Source organism: Variovorax glacialis (assembly GCF_051216375.1).
In the GTDB taxonomy this organism is placed as follows: Bacteria; Pseudomonadota; Gammaproteobacteria; order Burkholderiales; family Burkholderiaceae_C; genus Variovorax.
This window is the reverse complement of sequence record NZ_JBPJZT010000023.1, coordinates 1-16,108: the sequence shown is the minus strand read 5'-3', so window position 1 is coordinate 16,108 and position 16,108 is coordinate 1. Positions and strand designations below refer to the sequence as shown.

Annotated in this window: 13 protein-coding genes; 8 read left to right on the top strand and 5 right to left on the bottom strand. The window is 66.9% G+C overall.

Annotated elements, in window-relative coordinates; translation table 11 throughout:
- The first annotated feature begins 89 nt into the window (after positions 1-89).
- The 8 genes from ACSFBL_RS32095 to ACSFBL_RS32060 all read left to right on the top strand — a co-directional run bounded on the left by ACSFBL_RS32095 (position 90) and on the right by ACSFBL_RS32060 (position 8,053).
- Positions 90-1,721 (top strand): inorganic phosphate transporter, encoded by a 1,632-nt coding sequence (locus ACSFBL_RS32095; RefSeq protein WP_435519862.1) that lies wholly within the window; start codon positions 90-92, stop codon positions 1,719-1,721.
- Positions 1,722-1,733: 12 nt separating this feature from the next.
- Positions 1,734-2,774, top strand: coding sequence for a transporter (locus ACSFBL_RS32090; RefSeq protein WP_435519861.1), 1,041 nt, complete (start codon positions 1,734-1,736; stop codon positions 2,772-2,774).
- Between the two features lie 114 nt (positions 2,775-2,888).
- Positions 2,889-3,743: a 3',5'-nucleoside bisphosphate phosphatase gene (locus tag ACSFBL_RS32085; RefSeq protein ID WP_435519860.1), complete on the top strand. Its 855-nt coding sequence runs from the start codon at positions 2,889-2,891 to the stop codon at positions 3,741-3,743.
- Between the two features lie 5 nt (positions 3,744-3,748).
- Positions 3,749-4,681 carry a DMT family transporter gene (locus ACSFBL_RS32080; protein ID WP_435519915.1) on the top strand — a complete coding sequence of 311 codons (933 nt, stop codon included), beginning with the start codon at positions 3,749-3,751 and terminating at the stop codon, positions 4,679-4,681.
- A gap of 36 nt (positions 4,682-4,717) precedes the next feature.
- Entirely contained in the window at positions 4,718-5,353 is a 636-nt protein-coding gene (locus ACSFBL_RS32075; protein WP_435519859.1) for an L-threonylcarbamoyladenylate synthase, read from the top strand.
- A gap of 40 nt (positions 5,354-5,393) precedes the next feature.
- Complete coding sequence (locus tag ACSFBL_RS32070; RefSeq protein WP_435519858.1) at positions 5,394-6,065, top strand: site-2 protease family protein; 672 nt, start codon at positions 5,394-5,396, stop codon at positions 6,063-6,065.
- Positions 6,066-6,072: 7 nt separating this feature from the next.
- Positions 6,073-7,392, top strand: a complete 1,320-nt coding sequence (locus ACSFBL_RS32065) for a tryptophan--tRNA ligase (protein ID WP_435519857.1) — start codon at positions 6,073-6,075, stop codon at positions 7,390-7,392.
- Positions 7,393-7,456: 64 nt separating this feature from the next.
- Positions 7,457-8,053: a response regulator transcription factor gene (locus ACSFBL_RS32060; protein WP_435519856.1), complete on the top strand. Its 597-nt coding sequence runs from the start codon at positions 7,457-7,459 to the stop codon at positions 8,051-8,053.
- 123 nt (positions 8,054-8,176) lie between these two features.
- Here the strand turns inward: ACSFBL_RS32060 and shkS are convergent, their stop codons facing one another.
- From shkS to ACSFBL_RS32035, 5 genes are all read right to left on the bottom strand, one after another.
- The gene (shkS, locus tag ACSFBL_RS32055; protein ID WP_435519855.1) at positions 8,177-9,613 is read right to left on the bottom strand and encodes a surface-behavior sensor histidine kinase ShkS; all 1,437 of its coding nucleotides are present in this window, start codon (positions 9,611-9,613) and stop codon (positions 8,177-8,179) included.
- A 285-nt stretch (positions 9,614-9,898) separates the two neighbouring features.
- The gene (locus ACSFBL_RS32050; RefSeq protein WP_435519854.1) at positions 9,899-11,332 is read right to left on the bottom strand and encodes a S1C family serine protease; all 1,434 of its coding nucleotides are present in this window, start codon (positions 11,330-11,332) and stop codon (positions 9,899-9,901) included.
- 133 nt (positions 11,333-11,465) lie between these two features.
- A complete protein-coding gene (locus ACSFBL_RS32045) occupies positions 11,466-13,832 on the bottom strand; it encodes an arylsulfatase (RefSeq protein WP_435519853.1) in 2,367 nt (788 codons plus the stop codon).
- Between the two features lie 8 nt (positions 13,833-13,840).
- The gene (locus ACSFBL_RS32040; protein WP_435519852.1) at positions 13,841-15,481 is read right to left on the bottom strand and encodes a 3-(methylthio)propionyl-CoA ligase; all 1,641 of its coding nucleotides are present in this window, start codon (positions 15,479-15,481) and stop codon (positions 13,841-13,843) included.
- A gap of 14 nt (positions 15,482-15,495) precedes the next feature.
- The coding region (locus ACSFBL_RS32035; RefSeq protein WP_435519851.1) for an MMPL family transporter at positions 15,496-16,108 on the bottom strand (613 nt) is incomplete at its 5' end.

Below are 16,108 nucleotides of genomic sequence, written 5' to 3'. Positions count from 1 at the left end.
ACAAAAAGTGCGCCGATCGCGTGTCGTCACATGGCTGACATACACCGGGAACAGCATGGCGCGACTCATCACAACGCCTCGAAAACACCATGAGTTCGATCGCCAGCGCTTCCCCCCTCGGGACCCATTCCGCGCCGTCCGGCAGACCGCAACTCGACGGGAAAGTAGGGCCGGTCACCCTCATCGTCTTCGTCGGCCTGCTGGCCGCGGGCCTGCTCTACACGGCGTGGAGCCTGGTGGAGGACGTCAGCGCGGCGCATGCGCCCGTGACCACCTATGTGCCGTTCATCCTGCTCGGCGTGGCGCTGCTGATCGCGCTCGGCTTCGAATTCGTCAACGGCTTCCACGACACCGCCAACGCGGTCGCCACGGTGATCTACACGCACTCGCTGCCGCCCAATTTCGCGGTGGTGTGGTCGGGGCTCTTCAACTTCCTCGGCGTGCTGGTGTCCAGCGGCGCCGTTGCATTCGGCATCATCTCGCTGCTGCCGGTCGAGCTGATCCTGCAGGTGGGCTCGGGCGCCGGCTTCGCGATGGTCTTCGCGCTGCTGATCGCCGCCATCCTGTGGAACCTCGGCACGTGGTGGCTGGGGCTGCCGGCGTCCTCGTCGCACACGCTGATCGGGTCGATCATCGGTGTCGGTGTGGCCAACGCGCTGATGCATGGCCGCGACGGGACCAGTGGCGTGGACTGGTCCCAGGCGACCAAGGTCGGCTATTCGCTTTTGCTGTCACCGGTGATCGGCTTCGTCTGCGCGGCGCTGCTGCTGCTGGCGCTGCGCGCCCTGGTCAAGAACAAGGCGCTCTACGAGGAACCCAAGGGCAACAAGCCGCCGCCCTTCTGGATCCGGGGCCTGCTGGTGCTGACCTGCACCGGCGTGTCCTTTGCGCACGGCTCGAACGACGGCCAGAAAGGCATGGGCCTGATCATGCTGATCCTGGTCGGCACGGTGCCGATGGCCTATGCGTTGAACCGCTCCATGCCTGCCGACCAGACGGTGCAGTTCGTCGCCGTGGCCGAAGTCGCGCAGAACGCGCTCGTGCGCAGCATGCCGGCACCGGTTGCGGCACCACAGCCCGCGCAGGCGCGCGAGACCGTTTCGAGCTTCGTGCGCACACGCGAATTCAACGACGGCGTCGTGCCGGCCATCGCGGCGCTCGCAGGCAGCATCGGCGCGCAGGTCCGGCAGCACGGCTCGCTGGCCGGCGTGCCGGCCGAGGCGGTCGCCAACGTGCGCAACGACATGTACCTGGCCTCCGAGGCCATCCGCCTGCTCGACAAGGGCAATGCGGCGCGCCTGGACGACGACGCCAAGGCCAAGGTCAATGCATTCCGCAAGGAGATCGACGATGCGACCAAGTTCATCCCGCTGTGGGTCAAGGTGGTGGTGGCGATTGCGCTGGGGCTCGGCACGATGGTCGGCTGGAAGCGCATCGTCATCACGGTCGGCGAAAAGATCGGCAAGACGCACCTGACGTACGCGCAGGGCGCATCCGCCGAACTGGTTGCGATGGTCACCATCGGCGCGGCGGACATGTACGGGTTGCCGGTATCGACCACCCACGTGCTCTCGTCGGGCGTGGCCGGCACCATGGCCGCCAACCGGTCGGGGCTGCAGTGGAGCACGCTGCGCAACCTGGCACTCGCCTGGGTGCTCACGATGCCGGCCGCGATCTTGCTGTCGGGCTCGCTGTACTGGCTGTTCAGCCACGTGCTCTGACGTATCGCCGCCTTGTCAGTTCTCGAGGAAAGGGCCGTCGGCACCTACGGCAGCGATGAAGCAGGCCTGATCTGCGGCTATCTGTTCGACGCCGGCGCGCCGGTGCGGGCGCGTTCCGTCGATTCGTCGCAGGCCGCCGAATGGCTCGCCCGGCACGGCGACGCGCGCCAGGAGGCCGGCGGCGCCTACATGTGGCTGCATTTCAACCTGAGCCACGCCCAGGCGGAGCGCTGGCTGGAGCGCCACGCGGGGCTGTCCGATCTCTTCTTCGAGACGCTCAGGGAAGGCCTTCACTCCACCCGCATCGAACGCGCGGACGACCTGCTGATCGCCGTCATCAACGACGTGCACTTCGACTTCGGCTTCGAGCCCTCCGATATCTCGACCCTCTGGATCAGCGTCGGCCCGCGCCTGGTGGTGACGGCGCGCACGCAGCCGCTGCGCTCGGTCGATGCGCTGCGCACGGCGGTGAAGGCCGGCGATGCGCCGCGCTCCAGCACCGAACTGCTGGAGCACCTCCTGCGGGTGCAGGCCGACGTGCTGGTGAACATCGTCCGGGGCGTCACCACGCGCATCGACAAGATCGAGGACGAACTGCTCGCCGGCCGCCTCGACCACAAGCGGGCGCGGCTCGGCGTGCTGCGCCGGGTGCTCGTGCGTCTGCAGCGGCTGCTGGCGCCGGAGCCGGCTGCTCTCTTCCGCCTGCTGCAGAACCCGCCCGCATGGATGGCCGAACCCGACGCGCAACAGCTGCGCGGCTCGACCGAGGAGTTCTCCGTGGTGCTGCGCGACATGGGTGCGCTGCAGGAACGCATCAAGCTCCTGCAGGAAGAGATCGCCGACAACGTGAACGAGGACAACAACCGCAGCCTCTTCGTGCTGACCGTGGTGACGGTGCTTGCGCTGCCCATCAACATCCTCGCCGGCCTGTTCGGCATGAACGTGGGCGGCATCCCGCTGGCCGAGCACAAGCACGGGTTCTGGATCGTCGTGGCCATCGTGCTGAGCTTCACCGCCGTTGCGGCGTGGGTGGCGTTCCGCAAGAAGCGCTAGGCACCATCGCGGCATCCGCAGCGCGGGTGCGGCTCGATCGCTATTCAATTGATAGCGCCTCACACAGACGCCATGCGCCCTGCAGGCAATCTCGAGAAAGAATAAGATCAAGGCGTGTCTTCCATCCTCAACGCCGACCTTCACTGCCACTCCGTGGTTTCCGACGGCACGCTGACGCCCGAGGCGCTCGCGGCCCGCGCTGCGGCCAACGGCGTCGAGCTCTGGGCCCTGACCGATCACGACGAAATCGGCGGCCAGCACCGCGCAGCCGCGGCGGCGCGCGTGCAAGGCATGAAGTACCTCACCGGTACCGAAATCTCGGTGACATTCGCCGGAGAAACCGTGCACATCGTGGGCCTGGGCTTCGACCCTGACGACGCGGCCATCAGCGAAGGCCTCTACGACACGCGCGGTGGCCGCGGGAAGCGCGCCCAGGAGATGTCGGAGGGGTTGGCCAAGGTGGGCATCCACGGCGCGTACGAAGGCGCTCTCAAGTTCGTCGGCAACCCGGAACTCATCTCGCGCACGCATTTCGCCCGTTTCCTGGTGGAAATGGGCCATTGCCGCGACACGTCGGAGGTGTTCCGCAAGTACCTCACCGAAGGCAAGCCCGGCTACGTGCCCCACCGCTGGGCGACGCTGAAGGATGCGGTGCAGTGGATCACCGCCGCCGGCGGACTCGCCGTGATCGCCCATCCTGGCCGCTACAAGTTCACCGCCAACGAGGAATACGCGCTCTTCGTGGAGTTCAAGGCGCACGGCGGCAAGGCGATCGAGGTCGTCACCGGCAGCCATACGCCGGCCGAATACGTCGAATACGCCGACAAGGCCCTGGAATTCGGCTTCGCCGCCTCGCGCGGCAGCGATTTCCACAGCCCCGACGAAAGCCACTGTGACCTAGGCAAGCTGCCCTGGCTCCCGGGCAAGCTCACCCCCGTGTGGGAACTGCTGGAGCACCGCATCCAGTGACTGCGTTGGACAGCGGCTTCGGCGCCGCGAGAAAGAGCACGCGCGATCTCGAATCGGAGCGCATCCTCGCCGGCATCGGCCTGGTGCTGCTCGCGGTAGCGTGCTTTGCCACCCTCGACACCGCCACCAAGCTCTCGACCGCCGCCGTGCCGATCCTGATGGGCGTGTGGATGCGCTACGCCTTCCAGGCCGTCGCGACGACGCTGGTGCTGCTGCCGAAGTACGGACCCCGGCTGCTGCGCACCCAGCATCCCAAGTACCAGTTGCTGCGTGGCGCCCTGCTGCTCGCGTCGAGCACGCTGGCCTTCCTGAGCCTGCGCTACATGCCGCTGGCGGAGTTCACCTCGATCGTGCTCATTGCGCCGCTGGTCATCACGCTGCTGGCCGCGACGACGCTCAAGGAACAGGTCTCTCCCCTGCGATGGGCGCTCGTGGCGGGCGGATTCGCAGGCACGCTCGTGATCCTGCGGCCCGGTGGCGACGCCTTCAGCTGGGCGATGCTGCTGCCGATCGGCCTGGTGCTCACCAACGCCTGGTTCCAGGTGCTGACCAGCAAGCTGGCGCGGACGGAGAACCCGCTCACGATGCACTTCTACACCGGCTGGGTGGGCGCGCTGCTGGCGTCGATCGCCGTGCCCTTCGTATGGTCGGCCCTGCCCTCGTGGCACTGGTGGGCGCTGCTGTGCCTCATGGGGTTCATGGGGACGGTGGGCCACTTCATCCTCATCCTCGCCTACCAGCGGGCGCCCGCATCGACGCTCACGCCCTACCTCTACGCCCAGATCGCCTTTGCCATGGTGGGCGGCTGGCTCATCTTCTCGCAGGTGCCGGACACGATTTCGCTGACCGGCATGGCGCTGATCGCCGTCTGCGGCGCCGCCGGCGCATGGCTCACGGTACGGGAGCGTCGCGTACCGATCGAACCGGCGGAATCCTGAGCCCCGATACTTTGCATCCCCTGATCAAGTGACGCCATGGCCCAGTTCTTCGAAGTCCACCCCGACAATCCGCAGCCGCGCCTTCTGAAGCAGGCCGTGTCCCTGCTCGCACGCGGCGAGATCGTCGCCGTGCCGACCGATTCGAGCTACGCGCTCGCCTGCCATTTGGACGACAAGGATGCGGTCGACCAGTTGCGCCGCATCCGCCAGGTCGACGACAAGCACCATCTGACGCTGATCTGCCGCGACCTGAGCGAGCTTTCCAACTATGCGCGGGTCGACAACAAGCAATACCGGCTGCTGAAGGCGGCCACGCCAGGGCCCTATACCTTCCTGCTCGAAGCCACCAAGGAAGTGCCGCGGCGCGTGAGCCACCCCCAGCGCAAGACCATCGGCCTGCGCGTGCCCGACCACAAGGTCCTGCTGGAGCTCCTCATGCTGCACGGCGAGCCCCTGCTGGCGACGACCCTCATCCCGCCCGGCGAGAGCGAGGCCCTGAACGACGCGACCGAGATCCGCGAGCGCTTCGAGAAGCAGATCGGCGCCGTGATCGACTCCGGCGCCTGCCCCTCGGAGCCGACCACCGTGGTGGACCTCACGCCCATGGGCACGGGCGGCGATCCCGTGCTGGTGCGGCAAGGACGGGGCCCGCTCGCGGTGCTCGGTCTCTGAGTCCCGCGAGGGACAGGCAAGCGTCTGAGACAATCCAGCGGTGGATTTCTCAAACCTCGTTCAAACCGTCCTCATTTATGCCCTGCCCGTGATCTTCGCGATCACGGTGCACGAAGCCGCTCACGGCTACGTGGCCCGCTACCTGGGGGACAACACCGCGTACGTGCTCGGCCGCGTCACGCTCAACCCGGTCAAGCACATCGACCCGATCGGCACCATCCTGATGCCGCTGATGCTGTATTTCGCGACCTCCGGGGCTTTCCTGTTCGGCTATGCCAAGCCGGTGCCCGTCAATTTCGGGCACCTGCGCAATCCGAAGCGCGACATGATCTGGGTGGCCCTGGCCGGCCCGGCCTCGAATTTCATCCAGGCGATCATCTGGGCCCTGTTCTTCTACTGCCTCGTCGGCGCGGGCGTCCAGGAGCCTTTCTTCATCAAGATGGCGCAGGGCGGCGTGCTGGTGAACCTCGTGATGTGGGCCTTCAACCTGTTTCCGCTGCCCCCGCTCGACGGCGGCCGCGTGCTCGCCGGCCTGCTGCCGCGCGGCGGCGCGCAGAACTTCCTGGCCCGCATCGAGCCCTATGGCTTCTTCATCGTGATGGGCCTGGTCCTTGCAGGCGTCGTCAGCAACTACTGGCTGCGCCCCCTGATGGGCTTCGGCTACGGCGCCATCGACCTGCTGCTGTCGCCCATCGCCGCACTGATCCGCTGAGTCATCCATGGCCTCGACCTCTCCCGATACCGTCCGCTTCCTCACCGGCATCACGACCAGCGGCACGCCGCACCTCGGCAACTATGTGGGCTCGGTGCGACATTCGGTGCGCTTCAGCCGCCGCGCCGATGTGCAGAGCTTCTATTTCCTGGCCGACTACCACGCGCTCATCAAGGTCGACGAGCCCGCGCGCATCCAGCGCTCGACGCTCGAGATCGCGGCCACATGGCTGGCCTGCGGGCTCGACCCCGAGCGCGTCACCTTCTACCGGCAGTCCGACATCCCCGAGATCCCGGAACTGACCTGGTTCCTCACCTGCGTCACGGGCAAGGGCCTGCTCAACCGTGCCCATGCCTACAAGGCGTCGGTCGACAAGAACGTGGCCAAGGGCGAGGACGCCGATGCCGACGTGAGCGCCGGTCTCTTCATGTACCCGGTGCTGATGGGCGCGGACATCCTGATGTTCAACGCGCACAAGGTGCCGGTGGGCCGCGACCAGGTCCAGCACATCGAGATGGCGCGCGACATGGCGCAGCACTTCAACCATCTCTACGGCGAGCACTTCACCCTGCCCGAGGCCGAGATCGACGACGCGGTGGCGACGCTGCCCGGGCTCGATGGCCGGAAGATGAGCAAGAGCTACGACAACACCATCCCGCTCTTCACGCCGCGCGCCCAGTTGCAGAAGCTCATCGCCGGTATCGTGACCGACTCGCGCGCGCCCGGCGAGCCCAAGGACACCGAAGGCTCGGCGCTGTTCCAGATCTACCAGGCTTTCGCGGACAGCGAGGAAACCGAGACCCTGCGCAAGGCCTTCGACGACGGCATCGGCTGGGGCGACGCCAAGCAGATCCTGTTCGAGCGCATCGACCGCGAAGTCGCGCCGATGCGCAAGCATTACGAGGCCCTGATGAACGACCCGGCGGAGATCGAGAAGGTCCTGCGCGCCGGCGCCGACAAGGCACGCGAGATTTCGCGCCCGTTCATGGCCGAGCTGCGCCAGGCGGTCGGACTGCGCGATCTCGCGAGCAGCGCGGACAAGACCGCGAAGCAGAAGGCGGCCAAGGTGGCGCGCCCGAGCTTCAAGCAGTACCGCGAAAGCGATGGCCTTTTCTACTTCAAGCTGCTCGACGCGAGCGGCGTGCAACTGGTACAAAGCCGGGGGTTCGCGTCGCCGCAGGAGGCAGGCCGGGCGATCGGCACGCTGCGCGCGCAAGGGGGGGCGGCACTTGCCCTACTCGCCGCGCAGCTCGAGCCCGTTGACAATGCGGGCGCGGTATCTGCCGCGCTGGAGGCGCTGGCTGCAGATGCAGCCAGCGGGAGCTGATTCGTAGTGACGGCCAACACGCGGCGATGGGAAGACCCCGACCCGCGGACAAAGTGAGTAAACCATGAGTATCTATGTCATCGACGACCACCCCCTGATGCGCGACGCCATCGTGATGGTGCTGCGGCGCCTGCGCCCGGCCGAGAACATCGTCGAGCTCGAGCGGCTGGACAAGCTCGCCGCCGCGGTCAAGCAGCACGGTGCGCCGGGCCTTTTCTGCCTGGACCTGAAGCTGCCGGACACCACCGGCGTTTCCGGCGTGGTCGAGGTGAAGCGCGCCTACCCGGACGTCCCCATCGCGGTCTATTCGGCCTCGCCGTCGGCCGACATGGAAGAAGCCTGCATCGAGGCCGGTGCCGACACCTACATCGAGAAATCGGCCAGCTCGGCCGAACTTACCGCGGCGCTGCGCGGCCTGCTGATGGCCGACACCGAGGCAGAAGAGCCGGTCGCCGCCGCCAACAGCAAGCTGTCGAAGCGCCAGACCCAGCTGATCGCGATGCTCGACCAGGGCATGAGCAACCGCGACATCGCCACCGAACTCGACATCAGCGAGCACACCGTCAAGGTGCACCTCTGGCGCCTGTTCCGTCGCTTGGGCGTCAAGAGCCGCACCCAGGCCCTGCACCACGCCCGCACCAACGGATTGCTTTCGGGCTGACTCCTGACCCCCAGGCTTGCCCACTTCGTGTGGCCGCCTCCCCCCTTCCAGGGGGCGCCGCGCTGCGGCCCGGCGAAGCCGGTTCCGCTGCGGCTCACGAAGGGGCGCGCTACGCGCGCCCCGCTAGCCCACTGCTCCTGAAATGCGGGTTTGGGCCTGGGATTCGTCGGCGTCGTGCAATGCGACGCGGAAGACGCTGCCTCGGCCAAGGCGCGATCGCACGCTGACGGGGTGCCCCAACGCGTGCGACAGGCGCGCCACGATCGCGAGACCCAGGCCGAAGCCGTCCGATGTGCCGGCATGGTCGGCGACCTTGTAGAACTCCAGGAACACGTCGCGCAGGTGCTCGCGCGCGATGCCGATGCCCGTATCCCACACCTCCACGCGCAAGCCCTCCCGCGTCTGCCTTGATGCGAGGAGGATCCCGCCTTCGGCCGTGTACTTGATGGCGTTCGCGAGCAGGTTGCCGATCATGCGGCGCACGCGGATCGGGTCGGTCAGCACCGTGCCGGGGGTCACGTGCATGCGGAAGGCCAGGCCCTTGGCCTCGGCGACGGGGCGGTACTGCAGTTCGAGATCGTGCAGCAACTGGGCGACATCGACCCGCTCGATGTGCAGGCGCACCTGCCCCGAATCGATGCGCGCCAGGTCGAAGAGCGAATCGAACAGCGCATTGACGGCGTGCGTCGCGCGCACGATCTTCGGCGCGATCTCGGCCACCAGTTCGGGCTCGTTGCGCAGCCAGTCGGCATAGAGCGAGAGCGCCAGCACCGGCTGGCGCATGTCGTGGGCCGCGCTGGCGAGAAAGCGGTTCTTCATCGCCACAGCGGACACGGCCGCCTGACGCTGCTGCGTGAGCGAGTTGATCAGGATGTGGTTGTGGAAGAGCAGCTCGAAGCTGTTGCGCGCCGTCTCGTGGATGCGCCGACCCGCGCGCAACAGGAGCCACCAGTGCAGCCCCGGCAGCATCAGGAAGCCGTAGTGGAAATGCGGACGCTCGAAGTTGAGCTCGATCATCCGAAGGAGGATCGCCGCCAGCATCGTGAAGAACAGTGTGTTGACGTAGCGCTTTAGCAGCGGCGGATGCAGCGCAAGCCCGTTCAGCGGGAAGGTCGCCACGCCGGCGACGATCAGCCAGCTCATGAACTGGTTCACGAGCGGCGTGCGCTCGAAGAAGATCAGGATCGACAGGCCCCAGGCGAACGCGCTGGTGCTCCAGAGCCATCGATAGCGCTCGACGAAGTACTGTTGCGCGGCCGAGTCCCGATCGGCGTAGTGCCGCGCATAGAGCTGCTCGCCCCAGATCCGGCACCCGGTCGCGACGATGCCGATGCAGAACCACACGAACAGCTGCCACGGCGGCACGTGCCCCCAGCTGAGGCCCACCATGGCCGGCATCAATGCCGCGGCCAGCAGGTACGAACCGCGCGATGCCCGCATCAGGCTGCGGATCAGTTCGCCGCGCACCCACGGTTCGGCCTCGTCGGCGGAAGCCGGTGCCGGCGTGAGGCTTGCGAAGGACGAGTTGCCCAGTCCCGCGAACGACGAATTTCCAATCATGGCTTACCGCCCCCTGTCAGCCCGGCCACAAAAAAAGGCCCCTCGCGAGGGGCCCTGCATGTGCGGCGCTGTGGCTCGCAAATATGAATCGCTGGACGGCATCTCGTGCCACCGCGGACCGCCACCCTTTCGATGGCTGCACATCCGCCTGATCTTAATTGCCCGCGAGGGGAGGCTTGCCCAAAACGTTGCCGATTGCGTCGCGCGGGCACAACGAAACGCGAAGATGCAGCCTCCTTGCGGAAGAAGTCCCGCCCAAGGTCGACGTCCCGGGAGCGCCGGACTTCAGCGGATCGCCGTGAGTTCGAGTTCCTCGTCGATGTAGAACGCCGCGCCGCTGGCGCCTCCGCGCGTATTGGCCGTGAACCGCACCACGCGGGAAAGCTCGGGCGACCACCATGCGCTGGCGCGGTAGGCACCCGTTGCAAGAATGCTGACGCCCGCGAGCGTCTTGCGAATGACGTAGCCTCGATAGTCGATGCGAACCAGGCGCCGTTCCGTGCCGGCGACGAGCCTGGATTCCGCGCCTGCAACCTGTGCGTCCAACCGGAGTTCGGCGGAGCCGGACCCATCTGTCTTCCCCATGTACTGCAGGTGCCACTGGTCCCCTTCACGCATCCGGCTGGGGCGAATCCAGCCGCCGGGCGGCATGGCCGAATCGAACTCGCCGGCGATCGGCGATGCGATTTCGAGCACCTCGCCGTCGCGCCGCTCCACCCACGCGCCGTTGTTATAGCTGAGCGAGTCCTCGGCAGCCGCATCCGCGCGGTAGACGACCTTTCGCGAGATTCCGGTCAGGCGATCGGTCAGGAGATAGTCGATCTGCGACCAGCGCGCGGCGGCGACGGATGGACCACGATCGTCAGGCGTGACGATCGGCAGATCGACCGGCGCCGGACTTGGTCGGGATGCGATTGCCGGAGCCGGCAGGACTGGGGCCCTGGGTGCGGCTTCGATCCTGCTGCCCGGGCGTGGCTCTGGCGCAACTGGAGCCGGAACATTGCGAACGACCGCCAGCGGCTCCGATGGCGCAACGCGCGCCTGCCATTCGATGCGACCCGCGCGGCGGCTGAGTGCATCCACCCAGCGGGAAGGAACCGCGAAGTTCAGGTTCTGGGATTCCTTCAGGCCGGAAGTCGTGATGCCGATCAGGCGGCCGTGCGCATCGAAGAGCCCGCCCCCGCTGGAGCCGGGCGAGATCGGGGCACTGGTCTGCACCATGGTCAGGCTGCCGTCCTGCGCGCGCCGCAAACCGGACAGCAAGCCGTCGCTGATCGTCTGTTCGAGGCGGCGTGGCGCGCCGACCGCATAGACGCGCATCCCGGGTCGCAGGCTGGGTTCGGGTGCCAGCAGCACGGCCGGCGCCTGGAGCTTGGCGACCCGCAGGAGACAGAGATCGTGCTCGGAATCCGCCTCTGCCTGCTGCGCGGTCAGCTGGATGTCGCCGCGGCGGATGGCAACGCGAGCCGCATCCTTCAGCACATGGCAATTGGTGACCAGGGTGTCCGCAGCAATGACGACCGCGCTGCCGGAGGCGACAGGCCGCCCCTGCGCATCCCCCGCATACACCACCCAGATGCTTGGCGTGACGCGGTCGAACAGTTCCGCGGCATCGAGCGGCGCGTCCGACATTTCGATCAACTGCTGCGCAGCGCCCAGGCTGCAACCCAGCGCCAACAGGGCCGCGCCGACCCCACGTTTCCAATGGCCTTGTGACATTCCCGCTCGCACCCCTCGTGATCTCCTCCCGGGAATGTTACGGCTGCGCCTTCCAGACGCGCAGCCGCGAGCTTGGGAAGTGCTTCGGACGTCAGCGAAATACCACAGTCGGGCGCTGATGTGCCGGCCGGCTTCAGGGCTTGTAGGCGACATGCACCTTGTCGATGCTTCCGTTGAACCTGAAGGGCGCGCGGCTGTAGTAGTCGAGCGCAACCGGTGACCCCAGGTCCATCCCGACATCGAAGGTCTCGGTCGCGGTGAACGCGAGCGGCAACGTGTACGGCACGGTGGTACGGCCGACCTCGGCGCCATCGACCCGCATGACGACCTGCGCGGCGGCCCCCGGCTTGGGCGATGCCACGACCGTCTCGACTTCGATGCGCACCTTGCCCGCCGGCAATGCGGTCGCCGAGCGGGCCACGCTTCGCTTGAGGGCCAGCGCGTTGTATTCGTAGACCAGTTGCCCGTGATCGAGGTAGAGGGTCACGCCCCCGGCCACGCCGCCCAGGGCGTAGAGCACGCCCTGGGCGTCTGCCGGAAGCACGGCGTCGACCGTGACGAGGCTGTTGCGCGAGCGCAGGTTCGGCGCGGCGAACTCGGGCAGGCGGGTCACACGATCGGTGAAGTCCCACGTCGAGTACGGCACTTCGACGTGCGCCTCGGGATCAAGGAACGGATACAGCCCGGCCCCCAATGGATAGACCTTGTTGGCCCTGGCCTGCGTGTCGAACTCACGCTTCATCTCCTCCAGCCGCGACGGATTCGCCGCCGATACGTCCACTGCCTGCGAATAGTCGCCGTCGAGCTTGTACAGCGTCCAGGTGTCGTTGTTCGGGTTCCAGCCCATGAACTGGGCGAAGCCCGCGATCCACGGCGTGCGCGGACCCCACACCGAAGCCATCCACCCGTCCTTGTAGAGGCCGCGACTGCCGAAGTTCTCGAAGTACTGTGCAGGCTTGCGCGCGGGTGCCTTCGCATCGGCAAAGGTGGTGGCCATGCTCACGCCGTCGATCGGGTCTTGCGCCACGCCGTTCACCGAATTCGGCGGCGCGATGCCGGCGATCTCGTAGATCGTCGGGGCGATGTCGTTCACGTGATGGAACTGGTTGCGCACCGCGGTGTCCGGCTTGATCCGCTTCGGCCAGGACACGGCAAGCGGCACGCGCGTGCCGCCGAAGTAGCCGGCCACCAGCTTCGTGCCCTGGAACGGCGTCATGCCTGCCCAGGCCCAGGCTGCGTGGTACATGCTGTCGAGCTTGGGGCCGCCCAGTGCATCGAGCCCCCCGTAGTCGCGTTCCAGCACGGCCATGTGCTGCTGGGCGCCGGCCGGGATGCCGTTCTGCGCATTGAGCTCCGCGATCGAGCCCTGCATGCCTTCGGCCGATGCGCCGTTGTCGGAGAACACGTAGAAGATCAGCGTGTTGTCGCGCAGCCCCTCGCGCTCCAGCTCGTCGACCAGCTTGCCCACCTGCGTGTCGGTGTGTTCCAGGAATCCCGCATACACCTCCATCAGGCGCGCCTGGAATTTCTTCTCCTTCGGGTCGAGGCTGTCCCATGCCGGCAGCGAGGCCGGGCGCGGCGTGAGCTGCGCATCCTTCGGGATCCAGCCGAGCTGCTTCTGCCGCTCGAAGGCAAGCTCGCGGTAGACGTCCCAGCCGCCGTCGAACTGCCCCTTGTACTTGTCCGACCATTCCTTGAAGACGTGGTGCGGACCATGCACCGCACCCGGCGCCCAGTACATGAAGAACGGACGGTCCGGCGCGCTGGCACGGCGTTGCTGCAGCCATCCGATCGCCTGCTGCGCCAGGTCCTCGGTCAGGTGGTACTTCGGATCGTGCGGCGGCTCGATCGGCGTGGTGTTGCGGTAGAGGCGCGGCTCGTACTGCGAGGTCTCGCCCCCGATGAACCCGTAGAAGGTGTCGAAGCCATGGCCCGTGGGCCAGCGGTCGAAGGGACCCATCGCCGTGGTCTGGGTAGGTGGCGTGTTGTGCCATTTGCCGAAGGCAGCGGTCGCGTAGCCATAGTCGCGGAGCACTTCAGCGATGGTGGCGGAGCTCTCCGGGATCTCTCCGGTGTAGCCGTCCCAGTCCGTGGCGAGTTCGGCGATCACGCCGTTGCCGACGCGATGCTGGTTTCGCCCGGTGAGCAGTGACGCGCGCGAAGCCGAGCAGATCGCCGCGGTATGGAAGGCGTTGTAGGTCACGCCCGTCTGCGCGATACGGGAGAAAGTCGGCGTATGGATCGGGCCGCCGACCGTGTCGGCCTGCGCGAAGCCCGCATCGTCGAGCATCACGATCAGCACGTTGGGCGCGTCGGCAGCGAGACGCGCCGGCGCCGTGCGCCACGCATGTTTGGACTCGGCCAGCGAGGGGCCGGCCACGCTGGCGCTCGGCGGACGCGGAAACGGCAGCGACGTCTGGGCCTGGGCGTACGACAGGCCCTCGAACAGCACAGCGGTCGCCACGACCGCCTTCAACGACAAGACAAGAAGAGACTTCATTCTGGAACTCAGGCAGTGGGCAAGGCGTGCGCCTTGAAGGTCTCGCGCAGACGGTTCTTGAGCATCTTCCCGGTCGCGCCGAGCGGGATCGCGTCGACGAAGACGACATCGTCCGGCGTCCACCACTTGGCGATCTTTCCCTCGTAGAAGGCGAGCAACTCCTCGCGCGTGAGTTCCTGATTCGGCTTCCTCACGACCACCAGCAGCGGTCGCTCATCCCACTTGGGGTGATAGGCCGCGATGCAGGCCGCCATCGCCACCTGCGGATGCGCCATCGCGATGTTCTCGAGGTCGATGGACCCGATCCACTCGCCGCCGGACTTGATGACGTCCTTGCTGCGGTCGGTGATCTGCATGTAGCCGTCGGTGTCAATGGTCGCGACGTCGCCGGTCGGGAACCAGTCCTTGCCGTCCGAGTTCACCAGCGGCGAGTCGCCTTCGCCTCTGAAATACCGGGAAACGATCCATGGCCCGCGCACCAGCAGGTCTCCGCTGGTCTTTCCATCCCACGGCAGTTCGCTGCCGTCCTCGCCGACGATCTTCATGTCGACGCCGAAGATCGCGTGGCCCTGCTTGGCCTGGACGGCGTAGCGCTCTTCCTGCGAGAGCGCCCTGTGCGCGGGCTTGAAGCTGCACACCGTTCCGAGCGGGCTCAGTTCGGTCATGCCCCATGCGTGCAGGACATCGACCCCGTAGCACTCCTGGAAGGTCCGGATCATCGCCGGCGGACAGGCGGAGCCGCCAATGATGGTGCGATGCATGGTGCGGAAGCCGAGGCCCTTGTCCTCCATGTAGGCCAGCAGGCCCTGCCACACCGTGGGCACACCCGCGGACACCGTGACGCCCTCGGTCTCGAACAACGCGTGCAGCGACTTGCCATCCAGGCCCGGTCCTGGGAACACCAGCTTGGCGCCGACCATGCAAGCGACATAGGGCAGGCCCCACGCGTTGACATGGAACATCGGCACGACAGGCAGGATCACGTCGCGCGCCGAACAGTTCAGCGCATCGGGCAGGGCTGCCGCGAAGGTGTGCAGCATCGTCGAGCGGTGGCTGTAGAGAACGCCCTTGGGATTGCCCGTGGTGCCGGAGGTGTAGCAGAGCGACGAGGCCGCGTTCTCGTCCAGATCGGGCCATTCGAAGCGCTCGCTGCCGCCTTCGATCAGGTCCTCGTAGCACAACAGGCCCGGCACCGCGCTCTGCGCCGGCATGTGCGCGCGATCGGTCATCGCGACGAAGTGGCGGATGGTCGTCGTGCGCGGCGCGATGGCCTCGACGAGCGGCAGGAAGGTGAGGTCGAAGAACAGCACCTGGTCCTCGGCATGGTCCGCGATCCACACCACTTGGTCGGCATGTAGGCGCGGATTGAGCGTGTGCAGCACGGCGCCTGAACCCGACACCGCGTAGTACAGCTCCATGTGGCGGTAGCCGTTCCACGCCAGGGTTGCCACGCGCTGGGATTCGGTCACGCCCAGCGAGGCGAGCGCGTTGGCCATGCGACGCGAGCGCGCCGCCAGGTCGCGGAAGGTGTAGCGGTGGATGTCGCCTTCGACCCGGCGAGACACGATCTCCTGGTCGCCGTGGTGACGCTCTGCATGTACGAGCAGCGACGAGATCAGCAGCGGCTGCTGCATCATGAGTCCGTTCATTTGTTCTTTCCTTGTCAGGCCGGCACGACGGCCAACGCCGGTACCGGCTTCCTGAAATGCCTGTCGTTCAACAGGAAGTGCGACAGCGCCGGGATGAGCACGAGTGCACCGACCATGTTCCAGACGAACATGAAGGTCAGCAGGATGCCCATGTCGGCCTGGAACTTGATGGGGGAGAAGGCCCAGGTGATGACGCCTGCGGCGAGCGTGACGCCCACGAGCGCGACGACGCGGCCGGTGAACATCACGGCGTCGCCGTAGGCGCGGGCGAGGCTCAGGCCTCGCCGCTGCCCTGCGAGCTGTACCGAGAGCAGGTACAGCGCGTAGTCCACGCCGATGCCCACGCCGAGCGCGATCACCGGCAGCGTGGCGACCTTCACCCCGATCCCGAGCCACACCATCAATGCCTCGCACAGGATGGAGGTCACCACGAGCGGGATGACAGCCACCAGCACCGCCCGCCATGAGCGGAAGGTCAGGAAGCACAGCGCAATCACCGCCGCATAGACATAGAGCAGCATCGTGCGATTGGCCTCATGCACCACGATGTTGGTCGCCGCCTCGATGCCCGCGGAACCCGCCGCCGGCAGGATCTGCACCACGGCCGGGTCGGTCGGATGGTCCTTC

Coding starts and splice junctions, on each gene's coding strand:
- ACSFBL_RS32095 (WP_435519862.1), top strand. CDS start 90: ATGAGTTCGATCGCCAGCGCTTCCCCCCTCGGGACCCATTCCGCGCCG.
- ACSFBL_RS32075 (WP_435519859.1), top strand. CDS start 4,718: ATGGCCCAGTTCTTCGAAGTCCACCCCGACAATCCGCAGCCGCGCCTT.
- ACSFBL_RS32065 (WP_435519857.1), top strand. CDS start 6,073: ATGGCCTCGACCTCTCCCGATACCGTCCGCTTCCTCACCGGCATCACG.
- ACSFBL_RS32060 (WP_435519856.1), top strand. CDS start 7,457: ATGAGTATCTATGTCATCGACGACCACCCCCTGATGCGCGACGCCATC.
- shkS (WP_435519855.1), bottom strand. CDS start 9,613: ATGATTGGAAATTCGTCGTTCGCGGGACTGGGCAACTCGTCCTTCGCA.
- ACSFBL_RS32050 (WP_435519854.1), bottom strand. CDS start 11,332: ATGTCACAAGGCCATTGGAAACGTGGGGTCGGCGCGGCCCTGTTGGCG.
- ACSFBL_RS32045 (WP_435519853.1), bottom strand. CDS start 13,832: ATGAAGTCTCTTCTTGTCTTGTCGTTGAAGGCGGTCGTGGCGACCGCT.
- ACSFBL_RS32040 (WP_435519852.1), bottom strand. CDS start 15,481: ATGAACGGACTCATGATGCAGCAGCCGCTGCTGATCTCGTCGCTGCTC.